Here is a 21,736-nt window from a genome sequence, read left to right as displayed (position 1 = left end):
GGCCACGCTGCAAGCGGCATGCCGGGGCGCCGGCGCCCGGGCGGGTGGGGCGGTCTCAGCCCGCCCCGTGCCGGGCGATGGTGCGCCGTGCCATCTCCACCGCGCCCGCGCGCGAGCGGGCGGCGCCGACGAAGCGGCGCAGATGCACGAAGACGGCGTCCGGCACGCCGGAGGCCGCGGCCAGGGCGGCGTCCTGCAGCCCGGCCCAGTCCTGCGGCAGCGGCAGGCGCTGGGCGAAGGAGCCCGGCTCGGGGGGCATGGCATCGACCATCCAGTTGCCGTTCGGCACCGGGTAGACGGCGAAGAGCACCGGCAGGTCGTGGGCGAAGACGGCACCCTTCCAGGGCATGCCGCGATCCAGCTCCAGGATGCGCGGATCGGCCGAGGCGGCATGCGCCGCCGCCACCAGGGCATCGGCCGCCAGCCGGGCGCGCAGCACGGCGACGCGGCGGCGCAGCACCTGCTCCACCAGGGCGACGGCGTCCAGGAAGGCGGCATCCTCCGCCGCCTGGCGGCCCTCGGCGGGAACGTCCCAGGGCAGGTTGCAGTCACCCACCAGGGAGGCGAGGTCGAGCGGCTCGCGGCTGCCGGCCACCCCATTGTCGATCTCGTCGATCCGGCGCACCAGGCTGCGGTCCAGCTCGGCGGCGATGGCCGGGGCCAGGCCCTCCTCTCCGCCGCCGGCGCGCAGGAGGGCCGCCACTGCCGCCTCGCCGTACTGCTGCCAGACCAGGCCGGCCGAGCTGAAGGGCGTGCCGTCCGGCCGCACCGGGGCGCCGCGCTGGTGGTGGTCGAAGCGGCGGGCGGCGGGATCGAAGACCGTCCCGACATCCCAGACGTAGTCGCCCTGGGCGATGGCCGCCGGGTCCCGCGTGCGCAGCAGGCGGTGGTCGCCGCCCGGCCGGTGCAGGCCGAGCGCCTGTCGCAGCACCACATAGGCGAAGGCCTCGTCGCAGTGGAAGCCGCCGCTATGGGTGACGAGCAGGGGCAGGGCGGTGTCGGTCATGCGGATCCTTCGCGTGGGCTGGGCCAGGAGGTGGAGGCCAGGGGGTGGAGGCCAGGGGGCCTGGGGCCTGGGTGCTCCCGGAAGGCAGGCCTTATCCGCCAGCGGCCCGGCCGGCGCCACCCCCCCCCCCTTCCGCTTTGCGCCCTGTCCTGCCGCGTGCTTCCCTGATGACAGGAGGATGACGGGAGATGAGCCTGATCGTCGTGCTGATCAGCCTGTCGGGGACGGTGGCTCTCCTGCTCTGGGGCACCCGCATGGTCCAGACCGGGGTGCAGCGCGCCTTCGGCGCCCGGTTGCGGGGGCTGCTGGGCCGCGCTCTGAGCAGCCGGCTCAGGGCTTTCCTGGCGGGTCTCGGCGTCACCGCCCTGTTGCAGAGCAGCACGGCGACCGGCCTGATGGTCGCGGGCTTCGCGGCCGGCGGGGTTGTGGGGCTGGTGCCGGCGCTGGCGGTCATGCTGGGCGCCAATCTGGGCACCACGCTGATCGTCCAGCTCCTGTCCTTCGACATGGCGATGGTGGCGCCGGCCCTCATCCTGCTGGGCTTTATCCTGTTTCGGCGGGAGGCGCCGCTGCCGCATGACCTCGGGCGGGCGGTGATCGGCCTCGGGCTGATGCTGATGGCGCTGCACCAGCTCGTGGCGCTGATGGGCCCCTACGAAGCCACGCCTCAGCTGCGGGCCCTGCTCGGCCTGATCGCCGCCGTGCCGCTGCTCGACGTCCTCGTGGCGGCGCTGATGAGCTGGGCCCTGCATTCCAGTGTGGCCACCGTGCTGCTGATCATGTCCCTGGCCGAGCATGGCGTCGTGTCGCCGGAGGCGGCGCTGGCCATGGTGATCGGGGCCAATCTCGGCAGCGCCCTGAACCCGCTGCTGGAGGGCGGCGGCGGGGACCCGGCCGGGAGGCGCCTGCCGCTGGGCAACCTGCTCAACCGCCTGGTGGGGCTGGCCATCGCCATGCCGCTGCTGGGGCCGGCGGCGGCGCTGCTGGGCGGCGGGTCCGGCGATGCCGGCCGGGCGGTGGCGCAGTTCCACAGCCTGTTCAACCTGGTGCTGGCGGCGCTTTTCCTGCCCCTGCTGACGCCCTACGCGGCGCTGCTGCGGCGCCTTCTGCCACGCCGGGAGAACCCCGCCGATCCCGCCCGCCCGCTCTATCTCGATCCCGCCGCGCGGGAGGTGCCGGTGGTGGCGCTGGGCGGCGCGGCGCGGGAGGCGCTGCGGCTGGCGGACCTGGTCGAGGCGATGCTGCGCGACGCGCGGGGGGTGCTGGCGACGCCCGGCGCCCGGCCGGCGGCCGTGTCGCGTCAGGCGGAGGATGCGCTGGACCGGCTGAACCGGGAGCTCAAGACCTATCTCGCGGGGCTCGACACCGAGGAGCTGAGCGAGGCGGACCAGCGGCGGGTGCAGGAGATCCTGCTTTTCGCCATGCATCTGGAGCAGGCCGGGGACGTGGTGCAGGGCGGCTTGCTGCCGCATGCCGACAAGCTCCGCAAACGCGGCCTGATGCTGTCCGCCGAGGGGAGGGACGAGCTTCTCGGGCTGATCGATCGGGTGATCGGCAATCTCCGGATCGCGGCCTCGCTGCTGATGACCGAGGATGCCCGCGCGGCGCGGCTGCTCGCTGCCGAGAAGGCCGCCTTCCGCGACGTCGAGGCACAGGCCACCGCGCGGCATTTCGAACGGCTGCGCGCCGGGCGGCTGGAGAGCCTGGACAGTGGCGGCCTGCATCTCGACCTGCTGCGCGATCTCAAGCTGGTGAACAGCCACGTAGTCGCGGCGGCGGCCTATCCCGTGCTGGAGCGGGAGGGGGAATTGCGGCCGAGCCGACTGGTCGAGGCGGAGGAGGCCACGGCCGGACCGGCGGCAGGCTGAAAGAAATTTTTTACGTGAGAATGTGTTCGCGGCGCCTGGGAAGGTGGCGGTGGATAACCCTGGCTTTGCCAGATTTTTCCGTGAGTCGCGGCGCGGTGGGTGCTGTGGGCAAAACGCCAGGCAAGCAAATTGTGGGGGGACGTCCTGCATCCGACCCACCAGATATGGGTTGAAGCTCCGGGCGACGCGGTGCAAACCTGCGCCTCACCAAACTACAACCCATCAGGGATTCTCGCCGTGTTCGATGCCATTCAGCTTGCCGATGACATTCAGCTCGCGGGGCATGGCCAGGTGCATGTGGACCGGTCGCGGGATGCGCTGCTGACCGATTTCGGCAAGGCGACGCTGGACGACCGGTACCTGATGCCGGGCGAATCCTATCAGGATCTTTTCGCGCGCGTGGCCAGCGCCTATGGCGACGACGCGGCGCATGCGCAGCGCATCTACGATTACATCTCGCAGCTCTGGTTCATGCCGGCGACGCCGGTGCTGTCGAATGGCGGCACGACGCGCGGCCTGCCCATCTCCTGCTTCCTGAACGAGGCGAATGACAGCCTGAACGGCATTGTCGACCTGTGGAACGAGAATGTCTGGCTGGCCTCCAAGGGTGGCGGCATCGGTTCCTACTGGGGCAATCTGCGTTCGATCGGCGAGAAGGTCGGGCAGAACGGCAAGACCAGCGGCATCATCCCCTTCATCCGCGTGATGGACAGCCTGACGCTGGCGATCAGCCAGGGCTCGCTGCGGCGCGGCTCGGCGGCGGTCTATCTGCCGGTCTCGCACCCCGAGATCGAGGAATTCATCGACATGCGCCGCCCGACCGGCGGCGATCCGAACCGCAAGGCGCTGAACCTGCACCACGGCATCCTGATCCCGGATGCCTTCATGCGCGCCGTCGAGGCGGATGAGGAATGGGCGCTGACCTCGCCCAAGGACGGCGCCGTCATTCGCAAGATCCCGGCGCGCGGGCTGTGGATCCGCATCCTGATGGCCCGCATCGAGCAGGGCGAGCCCTACATCATCTATTCCGACCACGTGAACCGTGCGCAGCCGGAGCACCAGAAGCTCGCCGGCCTGGAGGTCAAGACCTCCAACCTGTGCTCCGAGATCACCCTGCCCACCGGGCGCGACCAGCATGGCCAGGAGCGCACCGCGGTGTGCTGCCTCTCCTCGCTGAACCTCGAGACCTGGTTCCAGTGGAAGGATGAGCCGCGCTTCATCCCCGACGTGATGCGCTTCCTGGACAACGTGCTGCAGAGCTTCATCGACAACGCCCCCGACAGCATGGCGCGCGCCAAGTACAGCGCCATGCGCGAGCGCTCGGTGGGCCTCGGCGTGATGGGCTTCCACTCCTTCCTGCAGGCGCAGAACGTGCCGTTCGAAAGCGTTATCGCGAAGGTGTGGAACAAGCGGATGTTCCGGCACATCCGCGAGCAGGCCGATGTCGCCAGCCGGCAGCTCGCCGAGGAGCGCGGGCCCTGCCCGGATGCCGCCGAATACGGTTTCATGGAGCGTTTCTCGAACAAGATGGCGATCGCGCCGACGGCGTCGATCAGCATCATCTGCGGTGGCGCCAGCCCGGGCATCGAGCCGATCGCGGCCAATGTCTACAACCACAAGACTCTGTCCGGCAGCTTCATCGTGCGCAACCCGTATCTGAAGAAGCTGCTTCAGAAGCACGGCCGCGACGATGACGAGACCTGGACCAACATCACCGTCACGAAGGGCAGTGTGCAGCACCTGGATTTCCTGGACGAGCAGGAGAAGGCTGTCTTCAAGACGGCCTTCGAGCTGGACCAGCGCTGGGTGGTGGAACATGCCGCCGACCGCACGCCGTTCATCTGCCAGAGCCAGTCGGTGAACCTCTTCCTGCCGGCCGATGTGCACAAGCGCGACCTGCACCAGATCCACTTCCAGGCCTGGAAGAAGGGTGTGAAGTCGCTCTACTACTGCCGCTCGCTGTCGATCCAGCGCGCCGACACCATCAGCGAGAAGGTCTCGGCCCAGCCCGCGCTCGGCTTCGCCGCGGCCAACAGCCTGGAGGCCGTGTTGCCGAGCGCGCCGCTTCCCGGTGTGGCGCCGGTGCGCGCCGTGGCCGCGGAGGCGGGCGGCAACGGCACGAATTACGAGGAATGCCTCGCCTGTCAGTGAGACCGGTCTGGCCTTCCACCCCCGACCAAGCCTTTTCCTGACCAGCGATGGCGCCGCCGGCCCGTGATCCGGGTCGGCCGGGCGCCTCGCGTCCAGACGCCGGAGACATGCCATGTCCGCGACCACCGATGCCGCCCCCGAGAGGTTGGACCTGCTGACCGCCAACCCGGTCTACAAGCCCTTCCGCTATCCTTGGGCCTATGATGCCTGGATGACGCAGCAGCGCGTCCACTGGCTGCCGGAAGAGGTTCCGATGGCCGATGACGTGAAGGACTGGCAGAAGAACCTGACCGAGGCCGAGCGGAACCTTCTGACGCAGATCTTCCGCTTCTTCACCCAGGCCGATGTCGAGGTGAACAACTGCTACATGAAGCACTATTCCCAGGTGTTCAAGCCGACGGAAGTGCTGATGATGCTCTCGGCCTTCTCCAACATCGAGACCATCCATATCGCGGCGTATTCGCATCTCCTCGACACCATCGGGATGCCGGAAATCGAGTACACGGCCTTCCTGAAGTACAAGGAGATGAAGGACAAGTACGACTACATGCAGTCCTTCTCGGTCGAGAACAAGACCGAGATCGCCAAGACGCTGGCCGCCTTCGGCGCCTTCACCGAGGGGCTGCAGCTCTTCGCCTCCTTCGCCATCCTGATGAACTTCCCGCGCTTCAACAAGATGAAGGGCATGGGACAGATCGTCTCCTGGTCGGTGCGCGACGAAACGCTGCATTGTCTCTCCGTCATCCGGCTGTTCCGTACCTTCGTGCAGGAGAACCCGGAGATCTGGACGCCGCAGCTGAAGCGGGAGCTGCTGGAGATCTGCACCACGATCGTCGAGCACGAGGACGCCTTCATCGACCTCGCCTTCGAGCTGGGCGGCGTGCAGGGCATGACGGCGGAGGATGTGAAACTCTATATCCGCTTCATCGCCGACCGCCGCCTGCAGCAGCTCGGCCTCGACCCCCATTACGGGATCGAGAAGAACCCGCTGCCCTGGCTGGACGAGATCCTGAATGCCGTCGAGCACATGAACTTCTTCGAGGGGCGCGCCACCGAGTATTCCAAGGCCAGCACCCAGGGTAGCTGGGAGGAGGCCTTCGCCGACGGTGTCTTCGCCGACAAGCAGCCGGAAGGGCAGCTGCTGCCCTGATCCGTCCGCCGGCCGGGGGGCGGGTGGGACAATCGGTCCCCTCCGCTTCCGGCGCCGGATCGGCTAAGCAGGCGGGATGCAAAGGCTGATCCGCATCCTCGTGCTCTTCCTGATCCTGGGCCTCGGCGCGCTCTGGGGCGCCGCGGCCTTCAACCGCCAGCCGGGCGAGCCGCTCGGCGATGCCTTCATGCGCCAGGTCGCCGGGCTGATGGGGCAGGAGGCGGCGGTGCCCTCCGTGGGGGGCGTGCAGCTCCCCGAGGGCATGGTGCTGGGCGGCCCCTTCCGCCTGACCGACCAGGAGGGGCGCAGCGTCACCCAGGCCGAACTGGGCGGCGCGCTGATGGTGGGCTACTTCGGCTTCACCTACTGCCCCGACGTCTGCCCGACCGAGCTTGGCGCCATCGCCAGCGCCCTGGACCTGCTGCCCGCGGCCCAGGCCGAGCGGGTCACGCCGGTCCTGTTCAGCGTCGATCCCGAGCGGGATACGCCCGAGCAGCTCAAGGCCTACGTGACCAACTTCCATCCGCGCATGGTCGGGCTGACCGGGACGCCGGAGCAGGTCGCCGAGGTGGCACGCCGGTTCCGGGTCTTCTACGCCAAGGTCAAGCGCCCCGAGATGACCGAGTACCTCGTCGACCATTCCTCCTTCATCTACCTGATCGGCAAGGATGGGCGCGTGCGCATGCTGCTGCGCCCGCAATCGACGCCGGAAGACATCGCCAAGGCCGTTCAGGCGCAGCTCGCGACACTATAGACACAGTTGGGCCTTACATCTTTAAAGGGCAACGCGATCGTGATCACCACCCTGTGCAGCCGGGGCTTTGTCGCGTACATGTCCTTGATGCGAAGCTTGCGTGAGCCCGTGGCGCGCGCGGCACGCCTGCGAAAGCAAGGAGGCTAGGCAGCATGGCGGAAGATTGGTCAGAAGGGCAGGGCGTTCAGGAGCCAGCCAAGGTCCAGCCGGCTCCGCGTCACACGCGTCGGTTGTCGGACAAGATCCTGATCGCCTTCCACCAGGCCTGCGACCAGAGCGACTACGAGGTTGCCGAGGAGCTGCTGCGGATCCTGGAGAAGATGGTGACCCGGCGGCCGAACTCCCCGGACACCAACCGCCGCAAGAACATGGAGAGCCTGGTCGCGGCGCATGAGCGCCTCTGGCTTCTCCGGCATCCGGAGCCGGGCAACTAGACCGTCAATTGACGAATTGAGATCGCGGAATTGCGGGGATCATCTGATATCCCCGTCCTCGGTACGTATTTCAGAATTGATGTTCAGCACGAGTCGTGATTTCCTTCCTGAACGCCAGGGAGATCGCGGCATGACCCTTCAGCTGGGCCAAACGGCCCCCGATTTCAGCGCCGAGACGTCGGAGGGGCCGATCCGCTTCCATGACTGGGCGGAGGAGTCCTGGGTGGTGCTGTTCAGCCACCCCCGTGATTTCACGCCGGTCTGCACCACCGAGCTGGGCGAGGCCGCCCGGCTGAAGCCGGAATTCGACCGGCGCGGCGTCAAGGTGATCGGCCTCTCGGTGGATACCCTGGACAATCACGCCGGCTGGAACGCGGATATCGCCGACACGCAGGGCGCGGCCGTCAACTTCCCGCTGATCTCCGACGCGGACCGTGCGGTGTCCCACCTCTATGGCATGATCCATCCCGAGGCGGACGCGGCCGTCACGGTCCGCACCGTCTTCGTCATCGATCCGGCGAAGAAGGTACGCCTGACCCTGGCCTATCCGCCCTCGACCGGGCGGAACTTCCAGGAAGTGCTGCGGGTGATCGACAGTCTCCAGTTGACGGATCGCCACAAGGTCGCGACTCCGGTGAACTGGCAGCCGGGCGAGCGGGCGATCATCGTTCCCTCCATCCCGGACGAGCAGGCCCGGGAGCGGTTCCCGCAGGGCTGGGAGGCCGAGAGGCCGTATCTGCGTTGGGTGGATGTGGAGAAGGCATGATGCTGGCACCGGTCTCGCAGGCGGTCGAAGGCTTCTGGGGCGCGGTCGGCCGGACACCGCTGATCCGGCTTCGCCGGGCCTCGGAGGAGACCGGCTGCGAGATCCTGGGCAAGGCCGAGTTCATGAATCCCGGCGGCTCGGTGAAGGACCGGGCGGCGCTCGGCATCCTGCAGGATGCGGTGGAACGCGGCCTGCTGACCCCGGGCCGGCCGGGCACCGTGGTCGAGGGCACGGCCGGCAATACCGGCATCGGCCTGGCGCTCGCCGCCAATGCCCGCGGCTGGAAGAGCATCATCGTCGTGCCCGAGACGCAGAGCCGGGAAAAGCTCGATTTCCTGCGCATGATCGGCGCCGACCTCCGCCTGGTGCCGGCCAGGCCCTATGCCGATCCGGGCAACTACGTCCATGTCTCCCGCCGGCTGGCCGAGGAGCTGGGCGCGGTCTGGGCCAACCAATTCGACAACCTGGCCAATGCGCGGGCGCACGAGGCGACCACCGGGCCGGAGATCTGGGACCAGACCGGCGGGCGGATCGACGCCTTCACCTGCTCCTGCGGCACCGGCGGGACGCTGGCGGGCATCGCCCGGGCCCTGAAGGCGCGGCATTCCGGCGTGCGCGTCGTGCTGGCCGATCCCGAGGGCAGCGCCCTGGCGCCCTGGGTCAGGAATGGCACGGTCAAGGCGACGGCGGGCAGCTCCATCACGGAGGGAATCGGCCAGGCGGCGCGGGTGCCCGGCAATCTGGACGGCGCGCCGATCGATGGCGCCGAGACCATCCTGGATGCCGAGGCGCTGCGGCAGGTCTTCTCCCTGCTGGTGGAGGAGGGGCTCTCGGTCGGCGGCAGCGCCGGGCTGAACGTGGCGGCCGCGGTGCGCGTGGCGAAGGCGCTGGGGCCCGGCCACACGGTGGTGACCATCCTCTGCGACGGCGGCGCCCGCTATCAGTCCAAGCTCTTCAACCCCGCCTTCCTGCGCGAGAAGGGGCTGCCGGTCCCGCCCTGGCTGGACTGACGCGGGTTTTCACGCCGCCGTATCGGAATGCGATCGCGCCGGGCTTGGCCGCCCGCCGCTTTGGCGTCACCCTGGCCGCCGCCGATGGCTGCAAGGGAGAACGCCGGTGAACGGAGCTGAAAGCCTGGTCCACACGCTGCTCAAGAGCGAGGTGGACACCTGTTTTGCCAATCCTGGCACCAGCGAGATGCACTTCGTCGCGGCACTCGACCGGATCCCCGGCATGCGCTGCGTGCTGGGGCTGCAGGAGAACATCGTCACCGGCATGGCCGACGGCTACTGGCGCATGGCGCAGAAGCCGGCGGCCACCCTGTTGCATTGCGGCCCCGGCCTCGCCAACGGCCTGGCCAACCTGCACAACGCCCGTCGCGCCCGCAGCGGGATCGTCAACATCGTCGGCGATCAGGCCACCTATCACCGCCCGCTGGATGCCCAGCTCACCGCCGACACCGAGGGCTGGGCGCGCGGCGTCTCCGGCTGGGTGCGGACCGCGATGGATGCCCGCCGCGTCGGTGCCGATGCCGCCGTGGCGGTGCAGGCCGCGCGGACCTCGCCGGGGCAGATCGCGACCCTGATCCTGCCGGCGGACACGGCCTGGAACGAGGGCGGCGAAGTCGCCGCCGCCCTGCCGGTGCCGCCCGCCCCGGCGCCCGACCCGCATGCGGTGAAGACCGCCGCGCGGGTGCTGCGCGAGAAGAAGAACGTGCTGATCCTGCTGGGCGGCGCGGCCCTGCGCGGCGAGGCGCAGGCTTTCGCCTGGCGCGCCGCCCAGGCCACCGGCCAGCGCGTCATGGCCGAGATGTCGAATGCCCGGCATGAGCGCGGGCGGGGCCGGCTGCCGCTGGAGCGCGTGCCCTATCCGGTCGACCAGGCGATCGAGGCGCTGAAGTGGGTCGAGCACCTGATCCTGGTGAACGCCAAGGCGCCGGTCGGCTTCTTCGCCTATCCCGGAAAGCCCAGCCTGCACTATCCCGAGACCGCCGAGGTGCATGTCCTGGCGCGCTACGAGCAGGACGGGCTTGCGGCGCTCCGGGCGCTGGTCGAGGAGCTGGGCGCGGCCGAGGCGGCCATCCCCGACCCCGGCCCGAGGCCGGAGATCGCCCGCGGCGCGCCGACGCCGGAAGGGCTGGCGCGGACGCTGGCGGCGGTGATGCCGGAAGGCGCCATCATCGCCGACGAGAGCGTCTCCTTCGGACGCGGCTTCTTCAAGGAGACGCACGCGGCGCCGGCGCATGACTGGCTGCAGATCACCGGCGGCGCCATCGGCTGCGGCATGCCGCTCGCCACCGGTGCCGCGATCGGCGCCGGGCGGCAGCGGCGGGTGATCAACCTGCAGGCCGATGGCTCGGCCATGTACACGCTTCAGTCGCTCTGGACCCAGGCCCGCGAGAAGCTGCCGGTGACCACGGTCATCCTCTCCAACCGCAAGTACCAGATCCTCATCGGCGAGTATCAGAATGTCGGCGCCAATCCCGGACCGACGGCGATGAGCATGCTCGACCTTGGCAATCCCGATCTCGATTGGCTGAAGCTCGCCGGCGGCATGGGGGTCGCGGCGGCGCGGGCCACCTCGCTGGAGCAGTGCGCGGACCTGATGAGCCAGTCCTTCTCCAGCGACGCGCCCTTCCTGATCGAGCTGATGATCTGAACCGGCGGGGCCGGGGGGCCTCGTTCCCCCGGCCCCCGGCAGCCCCTCCGGGGGGCTTGACCCGGCCGCCAGGTCGGTTTAATTGAGAATAACTCGCAGTTGCAGAAGATGAGGTGGAACGCGGTCACGACCGTCCCACCGCGGAACCGGATCCCGCACTACTCTCCCCGGCTCCCCGCCTTCTCTGCCTGACATTGCGGGATCCGGCGCTCCGCCTGCAGGGGAGGCGAAGCGCCGGAAGCGGACCGGGATGAAGCGCGCCGCTCCTCAGGCGCGCTTCCGGCCTGGGGAGCCCGAAGGGGGCGCCACAGGCTCTGTCGATTGGCACGCGGGCAGGGCGTGCCGGTCCCGGTCCGCGCCCCTTCCTCCCGAGGTTGCCGGACGCTTTCCTCTCCGGGCGGGGAGGGGCCAGAATGGGCCGGCCGGCAATCAGGAGGAATCGCCATGCCCTATCTCATCGAAACCTGGGACAAGGCCGACAGCCAGGCGCTGCGCCAGTCCACCCGGGCCGTGCACATCGATTTCCTGGACCGCAACGCCGCCCTGCTCCTGGCCTGCGGCGCCAAGCTGACCGATGACGGCGCCGATGCCGGTGGCGGCCTCTACATCGTCAATGTCGAGAACCGGGCCGAGGCGGAGGCCTTCATCCAGCAGGACCCCTTCACCCAGGCCGGCCTGTTCGAGACCATCCGCATCACGCGGTGGCGCAAGGCCTATCTGGACGGCAGGCGCCACCTGCCGCCGTGCTGAGCCGCCAGGAGCAGGAGCAGGAGCAGCGGACATGCCGCAGGGCCAGTCCAGGGCGGAGGAGAAGGTGCTCCGCCGCTCCTTCGGCGTCACGCTCGTCGTGGCGGCGGCGGGCGTGCTGTTTGGCCTGCTGTCCGGCTCGCTCTCCATCGTCTTCGACGGCGTCTTCTCGCTGATCGACGCCACCATGTCGCTGCTGGCGCTGTTCGTCGCCCGCCTGCTGGCGCGCGGCGACAGCCGGCGCTTCCAGCACGGCTTCTGGCACATCGAGCCCATGGTGCTCGTCTTCAACGGCTTCGTGCTGATGCTGACCTGCGCCTATGCCTTCCTCAACGCGGTGGGCAGCCTGCTGCAGGGCGGCCGCGACCTCGCCTTCGGCTGGGCCGTCGGCTACGCCGCGGCCATCGCCGCGGTGAGCTTCGCCATGGCCGCCTATGGCCGCCGCGCCAACCGCCGCATCGGCTCGGATCTGGTGGCGCTGGACGTGCAGGGCTGGATCATGGCGGGGACGATCACCGGGGCGCTGCTGCTGGCCTTCCTCGCCGGGCTGCTGCTGGGCCGGGGGCCCTACGCGCATCTGACGCCCTATGCCGATCCGCTGGCCCTGGCGGTGCTGACGCTCTGCCTGCTGCCCGTGCCGGTCCGCACGGTGCGCAAGGCGATGTCGGAGGTGCTGCTGGTCACGCCCACCTCCCTCGACCGCCGGGTGCGCGCCATCCTGGACGAGGTGACGGCGCGGCACGGCTTCCCCGCCTATTCCAGCTATGTCGCCAAGATCGGGCGCGGCCTCTTTGTCGAGGCCCATATCCTGGTGCCGCCCGGCCATCCGCTGGACGGTGTCCAGGGCTTCGACGCCGTGCGGGAGGAGATCAGCGCGGCGCTGGGGAGCGACGGGCCGCATCGCTGGCTGACCGTGGATTTCGTCGGCGACCGGCGCTGGTTCTGAAGCGCCCGGCGCCCTTCCGGGCCTCAGCCCTTCCGCGCCAGGGCGCCGCGCATCGCCCGGCCCGGGGCATCGGTCGTGAAGGCCTCGGCGAAGACCGGCACGCTGGCGGCGACGGAGGCCGTCAGCGGCAGCTCCTCCCATTGCCGCAGGAGGGCCTTCTGCGCCGCGATGGCGCGCGGCTCGCATTCCAGGATCGGCGCCAGCGCCGCCTCGACGGCCGAGTCCAGCCCTTCCGGCCCGGCCACCGCGTCGATCAGCCCCCAGTCCAGCGCCGTGGCGGCGTCGATGGTGGCGGCGGTCATCAGCATCCAGCGCGCCCGGCCCCAGCCGATCAGCCGCGGCATCAGCGCCGCATGGATCACGGAGGGAATGCCGACCTTCACCTCCGGCATGGCGAACTGGGCCCCGGGTGCCGCGACGCGCAGATCGCAGGCCATGGCCAGTTCCAGCCCGCCGCCCAGGGCCCAGCCCTGGATGCGCGCCACCACCGGCAGCGGGCATTGCCGCGCCGCCTCGCAAAGCCCGCCCAGGCGGGTGATGAAGGCCTCGGCGGAGGCAGGGTCCAGCGCCGCCATCTCGCGCAGGTCGGCGCCGCCGATGAAGCTGCGCTCGCCCGATCCGGTCAGCACGATGGCGCGCAACCCGGCCTCCCGGCCCAGCAGCCCGATCCCCTCGGTCAGCGCCAGGATCACCGCGGTGCTCAGGATATTGGCCCGGCCGGCCTCATGGATGGTCAGCCAGGCCACCTCGCCCCGGCGCTCGACGGCGCAATGCCGGTTCAGCAGTTCCATGCGTTCCTCCCGCGTTTCGTGCGCCGCCGCGCCGGCGCCGGGCGGCCGGTGCGGCTACAGGCCGCGCAGCCGGGCGGCCAGATAGGCGGCGTAGTTGTCCGTCATGCCGGCGACGAAATCGACGGCGCAGCGGATGGTCTCGCTCGGGCTGTAATCCCGCTTCGGATGATAGTCGCGCATCAGCGACAGGGCCTGCCGTGCCGGGCCGGAGACGCGCTCGACATCGCCCCCGGCCTGGACGAAGGCGAGGCAGGCCTCCAGGAAGACGCTGAGCGTCTTCTCCAGCACGTCGCGCGCGCCGATCTCAAACTCCGCCTTGCGCGGGTGGAAGTAGAGCGTGTCGCGGTTGGTGCGGCGGATGGCGTCGAAGGGCTCCAGGAGGTCCGGCGCGCAGAGGCCGATCAGCGACTGTCCGGGCGCCATCCGGCCTTCCAGGATGGGCTCGCGATGCCGGGCGAAGGCCACCGCCACGGCGCCGATCATCCGGCCGATGGCCTTGGAGCGCAGCAGGGCGACCTTCTGCACCTCGGTGTCCTCGCCCGCCAGCCGGGCGCGGTCGGCCTGGGCGAGGGGAGCGACCAGGGCCTCGTAGTCGCGATAGGGCACCATATCGAGCTCGACCGCGTCCTCGAGATCGGCCAGGCCATAGGTGATGTCGTCCGCCGCCTCCATCAGCCAGACGGCGGGATGGCGCGGATGCGGCCCGTCGAGCCCGCAGCCCGCCAGCACCTCCCCGAAGGCGGCGCGCTCGGTGGCGAAATGGTTGAACTTCACGCCGGGCCGGCCGCGCCGCTCGGCCCGCGGGTCGGTCGCGTCCCAGGGGTATTTTAGGAAGGCGCCGAGGCTGGCCAGCGTCAGCTTCAGGCCGCCGCGCTCGCGGTAGCCGTCGGCCCGGGTCAGGATGCGGAAGCCCTGGGCATTGCCGTCGAAGAAGCGCAGATCCGCGTCCAGCTCCAGACCGGCGGCGCCTGGCCCCTGCAGCCACTGGGCCATGAAGCCGGCGATCACCTCCTCGCCGGCATGGCCGAAGGGCGGATTGCCGATGTCATGCGCCAGGCAGACCGCCTGCACCAGATAGCCGAGGTCGTCCGGCGTATGGCCGCTGCCGGCCAACTCGGCGGCGCAGTCGGTGCCGACGGTGAAGCCGAGCGAGCGCCCGACCGAGGCCACCTCCAGCGTGTGCAGCAGGCGGTTGCGGACATGCGCGTTGAAGGGCAGGGGATGGACCTGGGTCTTCTGCTGCAGCCGGCGGAAGGGGCGGCTGAAGACGATGCGGTCCTGGTCGATCTGGAAGGCGTTGCGGTTGGCGGCGACGCGGGCGGAGGGCTCGGTGAAGCGGCGGGTCTCGAACAGGCGGGACCAGCGCACCGGCGCTCAGCCCCGCATCCGCGCCACGGTCGCGGTGGTGGAATTGCCCGGCAGCAACTCGGCGAGCTTCACCACCCCGCCCCAGTCCTGCAGCAACTCACCGCCCACCACCTGATCCACGGTATAGTCGGCGCCCTTCACCAGCACCTCGGGCTGCAGCAGCCGGATCAGGTCCAGCGGCGTGTCCTCCTCGAAGATGGTGACGAGGTCGACGGTGGCGAGGGAGGCCAGCACGGCAGCGCGCGCCGCCTCGGGCTGCACCGGGCGGGAGGGGCCCTTCAGCCGCTTGACGCTGGAATCGGCGTTGAGCCCGACCACCAGACGGTCACACCAGGAGCGCGCCTGCTCCAGCAGATGCACATGTCCCGGATGCAGCAGGTCGAAGCAGCCATTGGTGAAGCCGACGCGCCAGCCGCGCTGGCGCCAGCGCTCCACCTGCTCGGCGGCGGCGGCGCGGCGCATCACCTTGCGCAGCGCGCCACGCTCGGGCGTCAGGGCCTCCAGCAGATCGGCCTCCCGGGCCACCGCGGTGCCGACCTTTCCCACCACGAGCCCGGCGGCGATATTGGCGAGGCGCGCCGCCAGCGGCAGCGGCAGGCCGGCGGCGAAGCCGGCCGCCAGCACGGCGACCACCGTATCCCCCGCGCCCGAGACGTCATGCACCTCGGGGGCCTCGGCCGGCAGGTGATGCACCGCCTCCCCCTCAAGCAGGGTCATGCCGTCCTCGCTGCGCGTCACCAGCACGGCGTGGAAGCCGTGGCGCGCCTGCAGGGCGCGGGCGGCGGCGACGATGGCCGCCTCGCTGTCCACCGGCATCTGGGTGGCGAGCGCCAGCTCGGCGCGGTTCGGCGTGATGACATCGGCCCCCGCGTAGCGGGAGAAATCCTCGCCCTTGGGGTCCACGACGACGCGCCGGCCGGCCGCCCTGGCGGCGGCGATCAGCTTCTCCGTCGTGCCGCCGGAGAGCACGCCCTTGCGGTAGTCGGAGAGCACCATGACACTGGTGGCGGCCACGGTGTCGGTGGCGATGCGGATCAGCCGCTCGGCCAGCCGCTCATGGATCGGCCGCGCCACCTCCTGGTCGGCGCGCAGCATCTGCTGGCCGGCGGCGATGAAGCGGGTCTTGGTGGTGGTGATGCGCCCGCCCTGGACCAGCAGCCAGGGCTCGACGCCGGGCTGGCCGCCGATCAGCCCGGTCAGGTCGCTGCCCGCCTGGTCGTCCCCCACGACGGAGAGGAAGGCCACGGCGGAGCCCAGCGCCGTCAGGTTGCGCACCACATTGCCCGCCCCGCCCGGCATGGCCAACTCCCGCTCCACCGTCAGCACGGGGACGGGCGCCTCCGGGCTGATGCGGCGGACATGGCCGTAGACGTAGCGGTCCAGCATGGCGTCGCCCACCACGAGGACGGAGGCGCGCTTCAGCTGCCGCACCGCATCGGCCAGATCCGGCTGGGTGCCGGGGCCGGGCCGCGGATCGTCCTGCGTGTTCGGCCGGGGAGCATCCGGCAGGGGTGCGTCCGGCAGGGGGGAGGGGGGCACGGGGCCTTGCATCGGCAAGGGCCTAGCGCAGCCCTGGCGCTGCACGCAAGGCGCCCTGGCGGCCCGGCCTCCGGGGCGGCGGCCTCATGCCGAGAGAAACCGCAGGCTGGCGGCGTCCAGCGCCAGGGCGGTGAGGGCGCCTCCGGCCACCGCGCCGGTGTCGATGCCGATTCGCCAGCGCCGCAGTTCCGGGGCGCGGGAGGGGGTATGGCCGTGGACGACGATGCGCGGCAGCGGCCGGGGCCAGGAGAGGAAGGGCTCGCGGATCCACATCAGGTCCAGCTCGCGCTGGCTCTCGAGGGCGCGACGCGGGTCGATGCCGGCATGGACGAAGAAATAGTCGCCCGCCGACCAGGACGGCCGCAGGCCGCGCAGCAGCGCCAGATGCGCCTCCGGCAGCACCAGGCGGCTGTCCTCGGCGCCGTAGCTGGCCAGGGTGGCGTCGCCGCCATTCCACAGCCAGAGATCCTCGGCCACCGTTCCGGGCCCCGCCGTCAGGGCGTCGAGCATCATCGCCTCGTGATTGCCGCGCAGCAGAATCCATTCCGCCCCCGCGATCGGCCCGGGCCCGGCGAGGCGGTCGAGCACCGCCGCGCTGGCCTCGCCGCGATCGATGTAGTCGCCCAGATGGACGATGGCGCAGCGCGCCGCCGGGCGGTCGCGCCAGTCCCGCGCGATGCGGGCATGCAGGGCCTCCAGCCGGTCGGCGCAGCCATGCACGTCGCCGATGGCGTAGACGCGGAGGCCGTCCGGCAGCAGGCCGGGGGCGGGTAGATCCATGACGATGAAGCCCCCAGGAGACAGCGGCGCCAGCGTGGCGCCGCCGCATCATGCGCCCGCGGCGGCGGGGGTTCAACGCATCCGCGTCACGCGGCCCCAGGCGGCGCCTTTCAGACGGCGGGCGCGACGCGCCAGATGCGGTTGCCGGTGTCGTCCGTCACCAGCACGGCGCCGCGCGCGTCCTGGATCACGCCGACCGGCCGGCCGTGGGTCTCGCCCCGCTCCGGGTCAGGCATGAAGCCGGTCAGGAAGTCCTCCGCCAGACCGCTCGGCCGGCCCCCGGCGAAGGGGACGAAGGCGACGCGATAGCCGCTGAACGCGCTGCGGTTCCAGGAGCCGCGCTGCGCCACCAGGGCGCCGCCCCGGTAGCGTTCCGGCACCGCCGTGCCGCGCAGGAACTGCAGGCCGATGCAGGCCGTGTGGCTGCCCAGCGCGTAGTCCGGCGCGATGGCGGCGCGCACCAGGTCGGGCCGCTCATGCGCCATTCGGGGGTCGGGATGGCTGCCCCAGTAGCTGTAGGGCCACCCGTAGAAGCCGCCCTCGCGCACGTGGGTGATATAATCCGGCACCAGGTTGTCGCCGATGTTGTCGCGCTCGTTCACCGCGGTCCAGAGCGCGCCGGTCACGGGCTCCCAGTCCATGCCATTGGGGTTGCGCAGGCCATGGGCGAAGATCCGCTGGCCGCCGCCGTCGGGATCGATCTCCAGGATCGCGGCGCGGCGCCGCTCCTCCTCCATGCCATACTCGCCATTGTTGCTGGCCGAGCCGACCGAGACGTAGAGGCGCCGCCCATCGGGACTGGCGATGATGTTGCGCGTCCAGTGGTTGTTGTAGCCGCCTGCGGGCAGGTCGAGGATGCGCTCGGCCCGGCTGCCGTCGATGCGCGTCTCGCCGGGCCGGAAGGGGAAGCGAAGCACGCCGTCCGTGTTCGCCACGTAGAGCCGCCCCTCGCGATAGAGCATCCCGAAAGGCTGGTTCAGATCGGTCAGCAGCACGTGGCGCTCCGGCTGCCCGGTGCCATCCACGTCACGCAGGAGCGTGATCCGGTTGGCGCTGCCGCCCGTCACGGTGCCCGCGCGCTCCTGCTGTGCCTGCTGCTCCCGCTCCTCCGCCGTCCGGGCCGGCTTCGGCAGGGTACGCGCCTCGGCGACCAGAACGTCGCCATTCGGCAGGAGATGCATCCAGCGCGGGCTGTCGAGGTCGCGCGCATATTCGGTCACGGCGAAGCCTGGCGCGGCGCGCGGCGTCTTGCCCTCCGGCCAGCCGATCTGGCGGGAGAAGTTGCGTGTCTCGTGACGAAGATCGGGCGCCGGCAGGGCGGGAGCGCGGCCGATGCCGGCGACAGGAACCTCCTGGGCCCCGGCCCTTCCGGCCAATAGGCCGCCGGCGCCGAGGGCCGAGGCCAGGATCAGCCGGCGCGAGGTGATGGGCATGGGCAACTCCCGTCTCAGACAGCGATGCCGCCTCAATCCTGCCCGGCAGGATAGGTTTCCGATATGTCATGTTTCATCATCCCCACGGCAACTCCCGCTTCCGGGGCCGCGTTGAGCGGGATGCCAGGCCATGGGGCGCCCTGACCCCGGCCAGGGCGCAACCGCTGAGGAGCAGCCGCATGAAGATCTGGAAGAAGCCTCGAATCGTCGAGATCCGTACCGGCATGGAGATCAATTCCTACGCCGTTGCGGAGTGATCCGCGAGGGATGCGCTGGCTCGTGCTGGGCGCCGCGGCCGGTGGCGGGTTTCCCCAATGGAACTGCGCCTGTCCGAACTGCCGGGCGGCGCGGGCCGGTGATCCGCATCTCCGTCCGCGCAGTCAGTCCTCCCTGGCCATGGCCTTGCAGGGGGGGGACTGGCTGCTGGTGAATGCCGCGCCGGAGCTGCTGCAGCAGATCGCGCGGCAGCCTGTCCTGCATCCGAACAACCGGCAGCCGCGCCATAGTCCGCTCTCGCATGTTCTGCTCACGGGGGGCGAGATTGACCAGCTTGCCGGCCTGCTATCCCTGCGGGAGCGGCACGCCTTCGAGTTGCGGGCGACGCAGCGCGTCTTGGGCATTCTGGCGGAGAACCGCATCTTCGATGCGCTATCCGGCGAATGCGTGACGCGCCGGCCACTGCCTCTGGAGGAGGTCTGGAACCTGCCCGGCGGAGCCCGTCTGCGACTCTTCGCCATCCCCGGCAAGCCGCCGCTCTACCTTGAGGCGCAGGCGGAGGCCGAGGCCGAGGACACCGTCGCGGTGGAGGTCGAGGCGCGGGATGGCCGGCGCGCCTACTACATTCCCGCCTGTCATGCCGTGACAGCGGCGCTGCGCGAACGGATTCAGGGGGCGGAACTCCTGCTCTTCGACGGCACGGTCTGGACCGACGACGAGATGGCGCGGGCCGGCGTCGGAAGCAGGACAGGGCGTCAGATGGGCCATCAGCCACTCTCGGGCGCCGACGGGTCGCTCGCCGCCTTGTCCGGCCTCGACATCGGCCGGAAGGTGCTGATCCATGTCAACAACACCAACCCCGTGCTGCGCGAGGGCTCCCCCGAGCGGAACGAGGCGACGGCAGGAGGGTGGGAGATCGCGGAGGATGGCCTGGAGCTGTCATGGTGAGCCCGCTGCTGTCCCCGGAGGAGCTGGAGGTCGCGCTGCGCGCCATCGGCGCCGAGCGCTACCACAACCTGCATCCCTTCCATCGCCTGCTGCATGACGGGGCGTTGACCCGGGGCCAAGTGCAGGCCTGGGCGCTGAACAGATACTACTACCAGAGCCGCATCCCGCTGAAGGACGCCGCCTTCCTGTCCCGCGCCGAGGACCCGGCGCTGCGCCGCGTATGGCGGCAGCGGCTGGAGGATCATGACGGCGACGCGGACAACCCGGGCGGCATCCGACGCTGGCTGGCATTGACCGATGGCGTGGGGCTGGAGCGTGGCCAGGTGGAGGCCGGGACCGGCATCCTCCCGGCGACGCGCTTCGCCGTGGATGCTTATGTCCGCTTCGTTCGCGACCGCCCGCTTCTGGAGGCCGTCGCCTCCTCGCTGACGGAACTCTTCTCGCCCATCATCATCTCCGAACGCGTCGCCGGCATGTTGCGGCACTACGACTTCATCGACGCCGCGGCCCTGGACTATTTCTCGCACCGCATGGAGCAGGCGCCGCGCGATTCCGATTTCGCCCTGGACTATGTCCGCCGCGAGGCGAGAACGCCGGAGCAGCAGGCCCAGGTGCTGGAGGCCTTGCGCTTCAAGTGTGATGTCCTGTGGGCGCAGCTCGACGCCCTGCATCACGCCTATGTCGTGCCGGGCCTGATCCCGCCTGGCGGCTTCCGCCCGACGTGAGCGCGCCCCGCCTCTCGCCGCATGTGCGGCTGCATTACGACAGGCGCCGCGAGAGCTGGGTGCTGCTGGCGCCTGAACGCGTCCTGGTGCTGGACGACGTGGCCTACGCCATCCTGCGGCGGCTGGACGGACAGCACGATGTCGCGCGGCTCGCCGCCGCGCTGGCCGAGGAATACGACGCGCCGGCCTCCGCCATCGCCGAGGACGTCCGCGAGGTCCTGGAGGATTTGCGGCGGAAGGGGCTGGTGCAGCCGTGAACGTCCCAGGACCGCCCGCGATCCCGCCACCGCTGGGCCTGCTGGCCGAACTCACCCACCGCTGCCCGCTCGGGTGCCCCTACTGCTCCAACCCCGTGGACCTGGAGCGGCGGAACGCCGAACTCGACACGGCCACTTGGCAGCGGGTGCTGCGCGAGGCGGCGGCGCTCGGCGTGCTGCAACTGCATCTCTCGGGCGGCGAGCCGGCAGCGCGGCCGGATCTGGAGGCGATCACCGCCACGGCCACGGAAGTCGGCCTCTATGCCAATCTTATCACCTCCGGCGTGCTGCTGGACGCGGCACGGCTCAAGGCGCTTGCCGCCGCCGGCCTGCCGCATGTGCAGCTTTCCATCCAGCATGCCGATGCGCAGGCGGCGGACCGCATCGCGCGTTTCCGCGGCGCCCATGCGCGCAAGCTCGCGCTCGCCGAGGCGGTCCATGCCGCCGGCATGGCGCTCACCGTCAACGCCGTGCTGCACCGGGAGAACGTGGACGCGCTGGAGGCGATGATCGCCCTGGCCGAGCAGATGGGCGCCACGCGGCTGGAAGTCGCGCATACGCAGTATCATGGCTGGGCGCTGCGTAACCGCGCGGCCCTGATGCCGGACGCCTCGCAGGTCGCGCGGTCACGGCAGATCGTGGCCGGAGCGGAGCGGCGCCTGGCGGGTCGGATGGCGATCGACTTCGTCACGCCGGACTATCATGCCAGCCGGCCCAAGGCCTGCATGGGCGGCTGGGGGCGGCGCTTCCTCAACGTGACGCCGAGCGGCGCCGTGCTGCCCTGTCATGCCGCCGAAAGCATTCCCGGATTGTCCTTCGACCGTGTCACCGAGCGCAGCCTGGAGCAGATCTGGTATGGCTCGGCCGCCTTCAACCGCTTCCGCGGCACTGGATGGATGTCTGAGCCCTGCCGGAGCTGCGAGCGCCGCGAGCTGGACTGGGGCGGCTGCCGCTGTCAGGCGCTGGCGCTGACCGGCGACGCGGCGCGGACCGATCCGGCCTGCGCTCTCTCGCCGGACCGCCGCCGGCTGGACGAGGCGCTGGCCGTGATGCCGGCGGAGGGCTTCGCTTGGCGCCGGCCATGACGCAGTAGGCTCGGCGCCGCCTGGCGGCGCCCTCCGCCGCGCCGCGGCCGTGATCGAGCCGCCGCCCCGGGGGGGGGGGGGGGGGGGGGGGGGGGGGGGGGGGGGGGGGGGGGG

The 21,736-nt window shown here is 70.6% G+C and carries 21 protein-coding genes; 15 read left to right on the top strand and 6 right to left on the bottom strand.

Going from position 1 to position 21,736, the window contains the following annotated elements; genetic code table 11:
- Positions 1–55: 55 nt before the first annotated feature.
- Complete coding sequence (locus ACVMLK_RS06555) at positions 56–1,006, bottom strand: MYG1 family protein (RefSeq protein WP_457485929.1); 951 nt, start codon at positions 1,004–1,006, stop codon at positions 56–58.
- A gap of 188 nt (positions 1,007–1,194) precedes the next feature.
- Here ACVMLK_RS06555 and ACVMLK_RS06550 point away from each other — a divergent pair, with 188 nt between their 5' ends.
- The 10 genes from ACVMLK_RS06550 (at position 1,195) to ACVMLK_RS06505 (ending at position 12,480) form a co-directional block, all read left to right on the top strand.
- Positions 1,195–2,874 carry a Na/Pi cotransporter family protein gene (locus ACVMLK_RS06550; protein ID WP_457485928.1) on the top strand — a complete coding sequence of 560 codons (1,680 nt, stop codon included), beginning with the start codon at positions 1,195–1,197 and terminating at the stop codon, positions 2,872–2,874.
- A 237-nt stretch (positions 2,875–3,111) separates the two neighbouring features.
- Positions 3,112–5,025, top strand: a complete 1,914-nt coding sequence (locus ACVMLK_RS06545; protein WP_422921783.1) for a ribonucleoside-diphosphate reductase subunit alpha — start codon at positions 3,112–3,114, stop codon at positions 5,023–5,025.
- Positions 5,026–5,137: 112 nt separating this feature from the next.
- Positions 5,138–6,175, top strand: a complete 1,038-nt coding sequence (locus tag ACVMLK_RS06540) for a ribonucleotide-diphosphate reductase subunit beta (protein ID WP_198365868.1) — start codon at positions 5,138–5,140, stop codon at positions 6,173–6,175.
- 76 nt (positions 6,176–6,251) lie between these two features.
- The gene (locus ACVMLK_RS06535; RefSeq protein WP_198365870.1) at positions 6,252–6,929 is read left to right on the top strand and encodes an SCO family protein; all 678 of its coding nucleotides are present in this window, start codon (positions 6,252–6,254) and stop codon (positions 6,927–6,929) included.
- 230 nt (positions 6,930–7,159) lie between these two features.
- Positions 7,160–7,363 carry a hypothetical protein gene (locus ACVMLK_RS06530; protein ID WP_457485927.1) on the top strand — a complete coding sequence of 68 codons (204 nt, stop codon included), beginning with the start codon at positions 7,160–7,162 and terminating at the stop codon, positions 7,361–7,363.
- A gap of 130 nt (positions 7,364–7,493) precedes the next feature.
- The gene (locus ACVMLK_RS06525) at positions 7,494–8,129 is read left to right on the top strand and encodes a peroxiredoxin (RefSeq protein WP_198365873.1); all 636 of its coding nucleotides are present in this window, start codon (positions 7,494–7,496) and stop codon (positions 8,127–8,129) included.
- Positions 8,126–9,139 carry a cysteine synthase A gene (locus tag ACVMLK_RS06520; RefSeq protein ID WP_457485926.1) on the top strand — a complete coding sequence of 338 codons (1,014 nt, stop codon included), beginning with the start codon at positions 8,126–8,128 and terminating at the stop codon, positions 9,137–9,139. Before ACVMLK_RS06525 ends, ACVMLK_RS06520 begins: the two co-directional genes overlap by 4 nt.
- A 106-nt stretch (positions 9,140–9,245) precedes the next feature.
- Positions 9,246–10,787 carry an acetolactate synthase large subunit gene (locus ACVMLK_RS06515; protein ID WP_198365876.1) on the top strand — a complete coding sequence of 514 codons (1,542 nt, stop codon included), beginning with the start codon at positions 9,246–9,248 and terminating at the stop codon, positions 10,785–10,787.
- A gap of 444 nt (positions 10,788–11,231) precedes the next feature.
- The gene (locus tag ACVMLK_RS06510; RefSeq protein WP_457485925.1) at positions 11,232–11,537 is read left to right on the top strand and encodes a YciI family protein; all 306 of its coding nucleotides are present in this window, start codon (positions 11,232–11,234) and stop codon (positions 11,535–11,537) included.
- A 31-nt stretch (positions 11,538–11,568) separates the two neighbouring features.
- Positions 11,569–12,480, top strand: coding sequence for a cation diffusion facilitator family transporter (locus ACVMLK_RS06505; RefSeq protein ID WP_457485924.1), 912 nt, complete (start codon positions 11,569–11,571; stop codon positions 12,478–12,480).
- 23 nt (positions 12,481–12,503) lie between these two features.
- On the opposite strand, the gene ACVMLK_RS06500 is transcribed toward ACVMLK_RS06505, so the two are convergent.
- The 5 genes from ACVMLK_RS06500 to ACVMLK_RS06480 form a co-directional block, all read right to left on the bottom strand.
- Positions 12,504–13,271, bottom strand: a complete 768-nt coding sequence (locus ACVMLK_RS06500; RefSeq protein WP_457485923.1) for an enoyl-CoA hydratase — start codon at positions 13,269–13,271, stop codon at positions 12,504–12,506.
- 54 nt (positions 13,272–13,325) lie between these two features.
- A complete protein-coding gene (dgt, locus tag ACVMLK_RS06495; protein WP_198365889.1) occupies positions 13,326–14,639 on the bottom strand; it encodes a dGTP triphosphohydrolase in 1,314 nt (437 codons plus the stop codon).
- Between the two features lie 6 nt (positions 14,640–14,645).
- On the bottom strand, positions 14,646–16,190 hold the full coding sequence (gene rfaE1, locus ACVMLK_RS06490; protein ID WP_198365890.1) for a D-glycero-beta-D-manno-heptose-7-phosphate kinase: 1,545 nt from the start codon (positions 16,188–16,190) through the stop codon (positions 14,646–14,648).
- Positions 16,191–16,262: 72 nt separating this feature from the next.
- Positions 16,263–16,958 carry a metallophosphoesterase family protein gene (locus tag ACVMLK_RS06485; RefSeq protein ID WP_198365891.1) on the bottom strand — a complete coding sequence of 232 codons (696 nt, stop codon included), beginning with the start codon at positions 16,956–16,958 and terminating at the stop codon, positions 16,263–16,265.
- A gap of 110 nt (positions 16,959–17,068) precedes the next feature.
- The gene (locus tag ACVMLK_RS06480) at positions 17,069–18,391 is read right to left on the bottom strand and encodes a PQQ-dependent sugar dehydrogenase (protein WP_457485922.1); all 1,323 of its coding nucleotides are present in this window, start codon (positions 18,389–18,391) and stop codon (positions 17,069–17,071) included.
- Between the two features lie 68 nt (positions 18,392–18,459).
- On the opposite strand from ACVMLK_RS06480, the gene pqqA reads away from it, so the two are divergent.
- The 5 genes from pqqA to pqqE are packed head-to-tail and all read left to right on the top strand — an operon-like array spanning position 18,460 to position 21,622.
- Positions 18,460–18,648 carry a pyrroloquinoline quinone precursor peptide PqqA gene (gene pqqA, locus ACVMLK_RS06475; RefSeq protein WP_422921779.1) on the top strand — a complete coding sequence of 63 codons (189 nt, stop codon included), beginning with the start codon at positions 18,460–18,462 and terminating at the stop codon, positions 18,646–18,648.
- A 10-nt stretch (positions 18,649–18,658) separates the two neighbouring features.
- Complete coding sequence (pqqB, locus tag ACVMLK_RS06470; protein WP_457485921.1) at positions 18,659–19,555, top strand: pyrroloquinoline quinone biosynthesis protein PqqB; 897 nt, start codon at positions 18,659–18,661, stop codon at positions 19,553–19,555.
- On the top strand, positions 19,552–20,280 hold the full coding sequence (gene pqqC, locus ACVMLK_RS06465) for a pyrroloquinoline-quinone synthase PqqC (protein ID WP_198365894.1): 729 nt from the start codon (positions 19,552–19,554) through the stop codon (positions 20,278–20,280). The genes pqqB and pqqC overlap by 4 nt, the downstream gene beginning before the upstream one ends.
- Positions 20,277–20,537 carry a pyrroloquinoline quinone biosynthesis peptide chaperone PqqD gene (pqqD, locus tag ACVMLK_RS06460; RefSeq protein ID WP_422921777.1) on the top strand — a complete coding sequence of 87 codons (261 nt, stop codon included), beginning with the start codon at positions 20,277–20,279 and terminating at the stop codon, positions 20,535–20,537. The genes pqqC and pqqD overlap by 4 nt, the downstream gene beginning before the upstream one ends.
- A complete protein-coding gene (gene pqqE, locus ACVMLK_RS06455) occupies positions 20,534–21,622 on the top strand; it encodes a pyrroloquinoline quinone biosynthesis protein PqqE (protein ID WP_457485920.1) in 1,089 nt (362 codons plus the stop codon). The genes pqqD and pqqE overlap by 4 nt, the downstream gene beginning before the upstream one ends.
- Positions 21,623–21,736: the final 114 nt, after the last annotated feature.

This window comes from Teichococcus aerofrigidensis (assembly GCF_054073225.1).
This window is presented reverse-complemented; position numbering and strand designations above follow the sequence as displayed.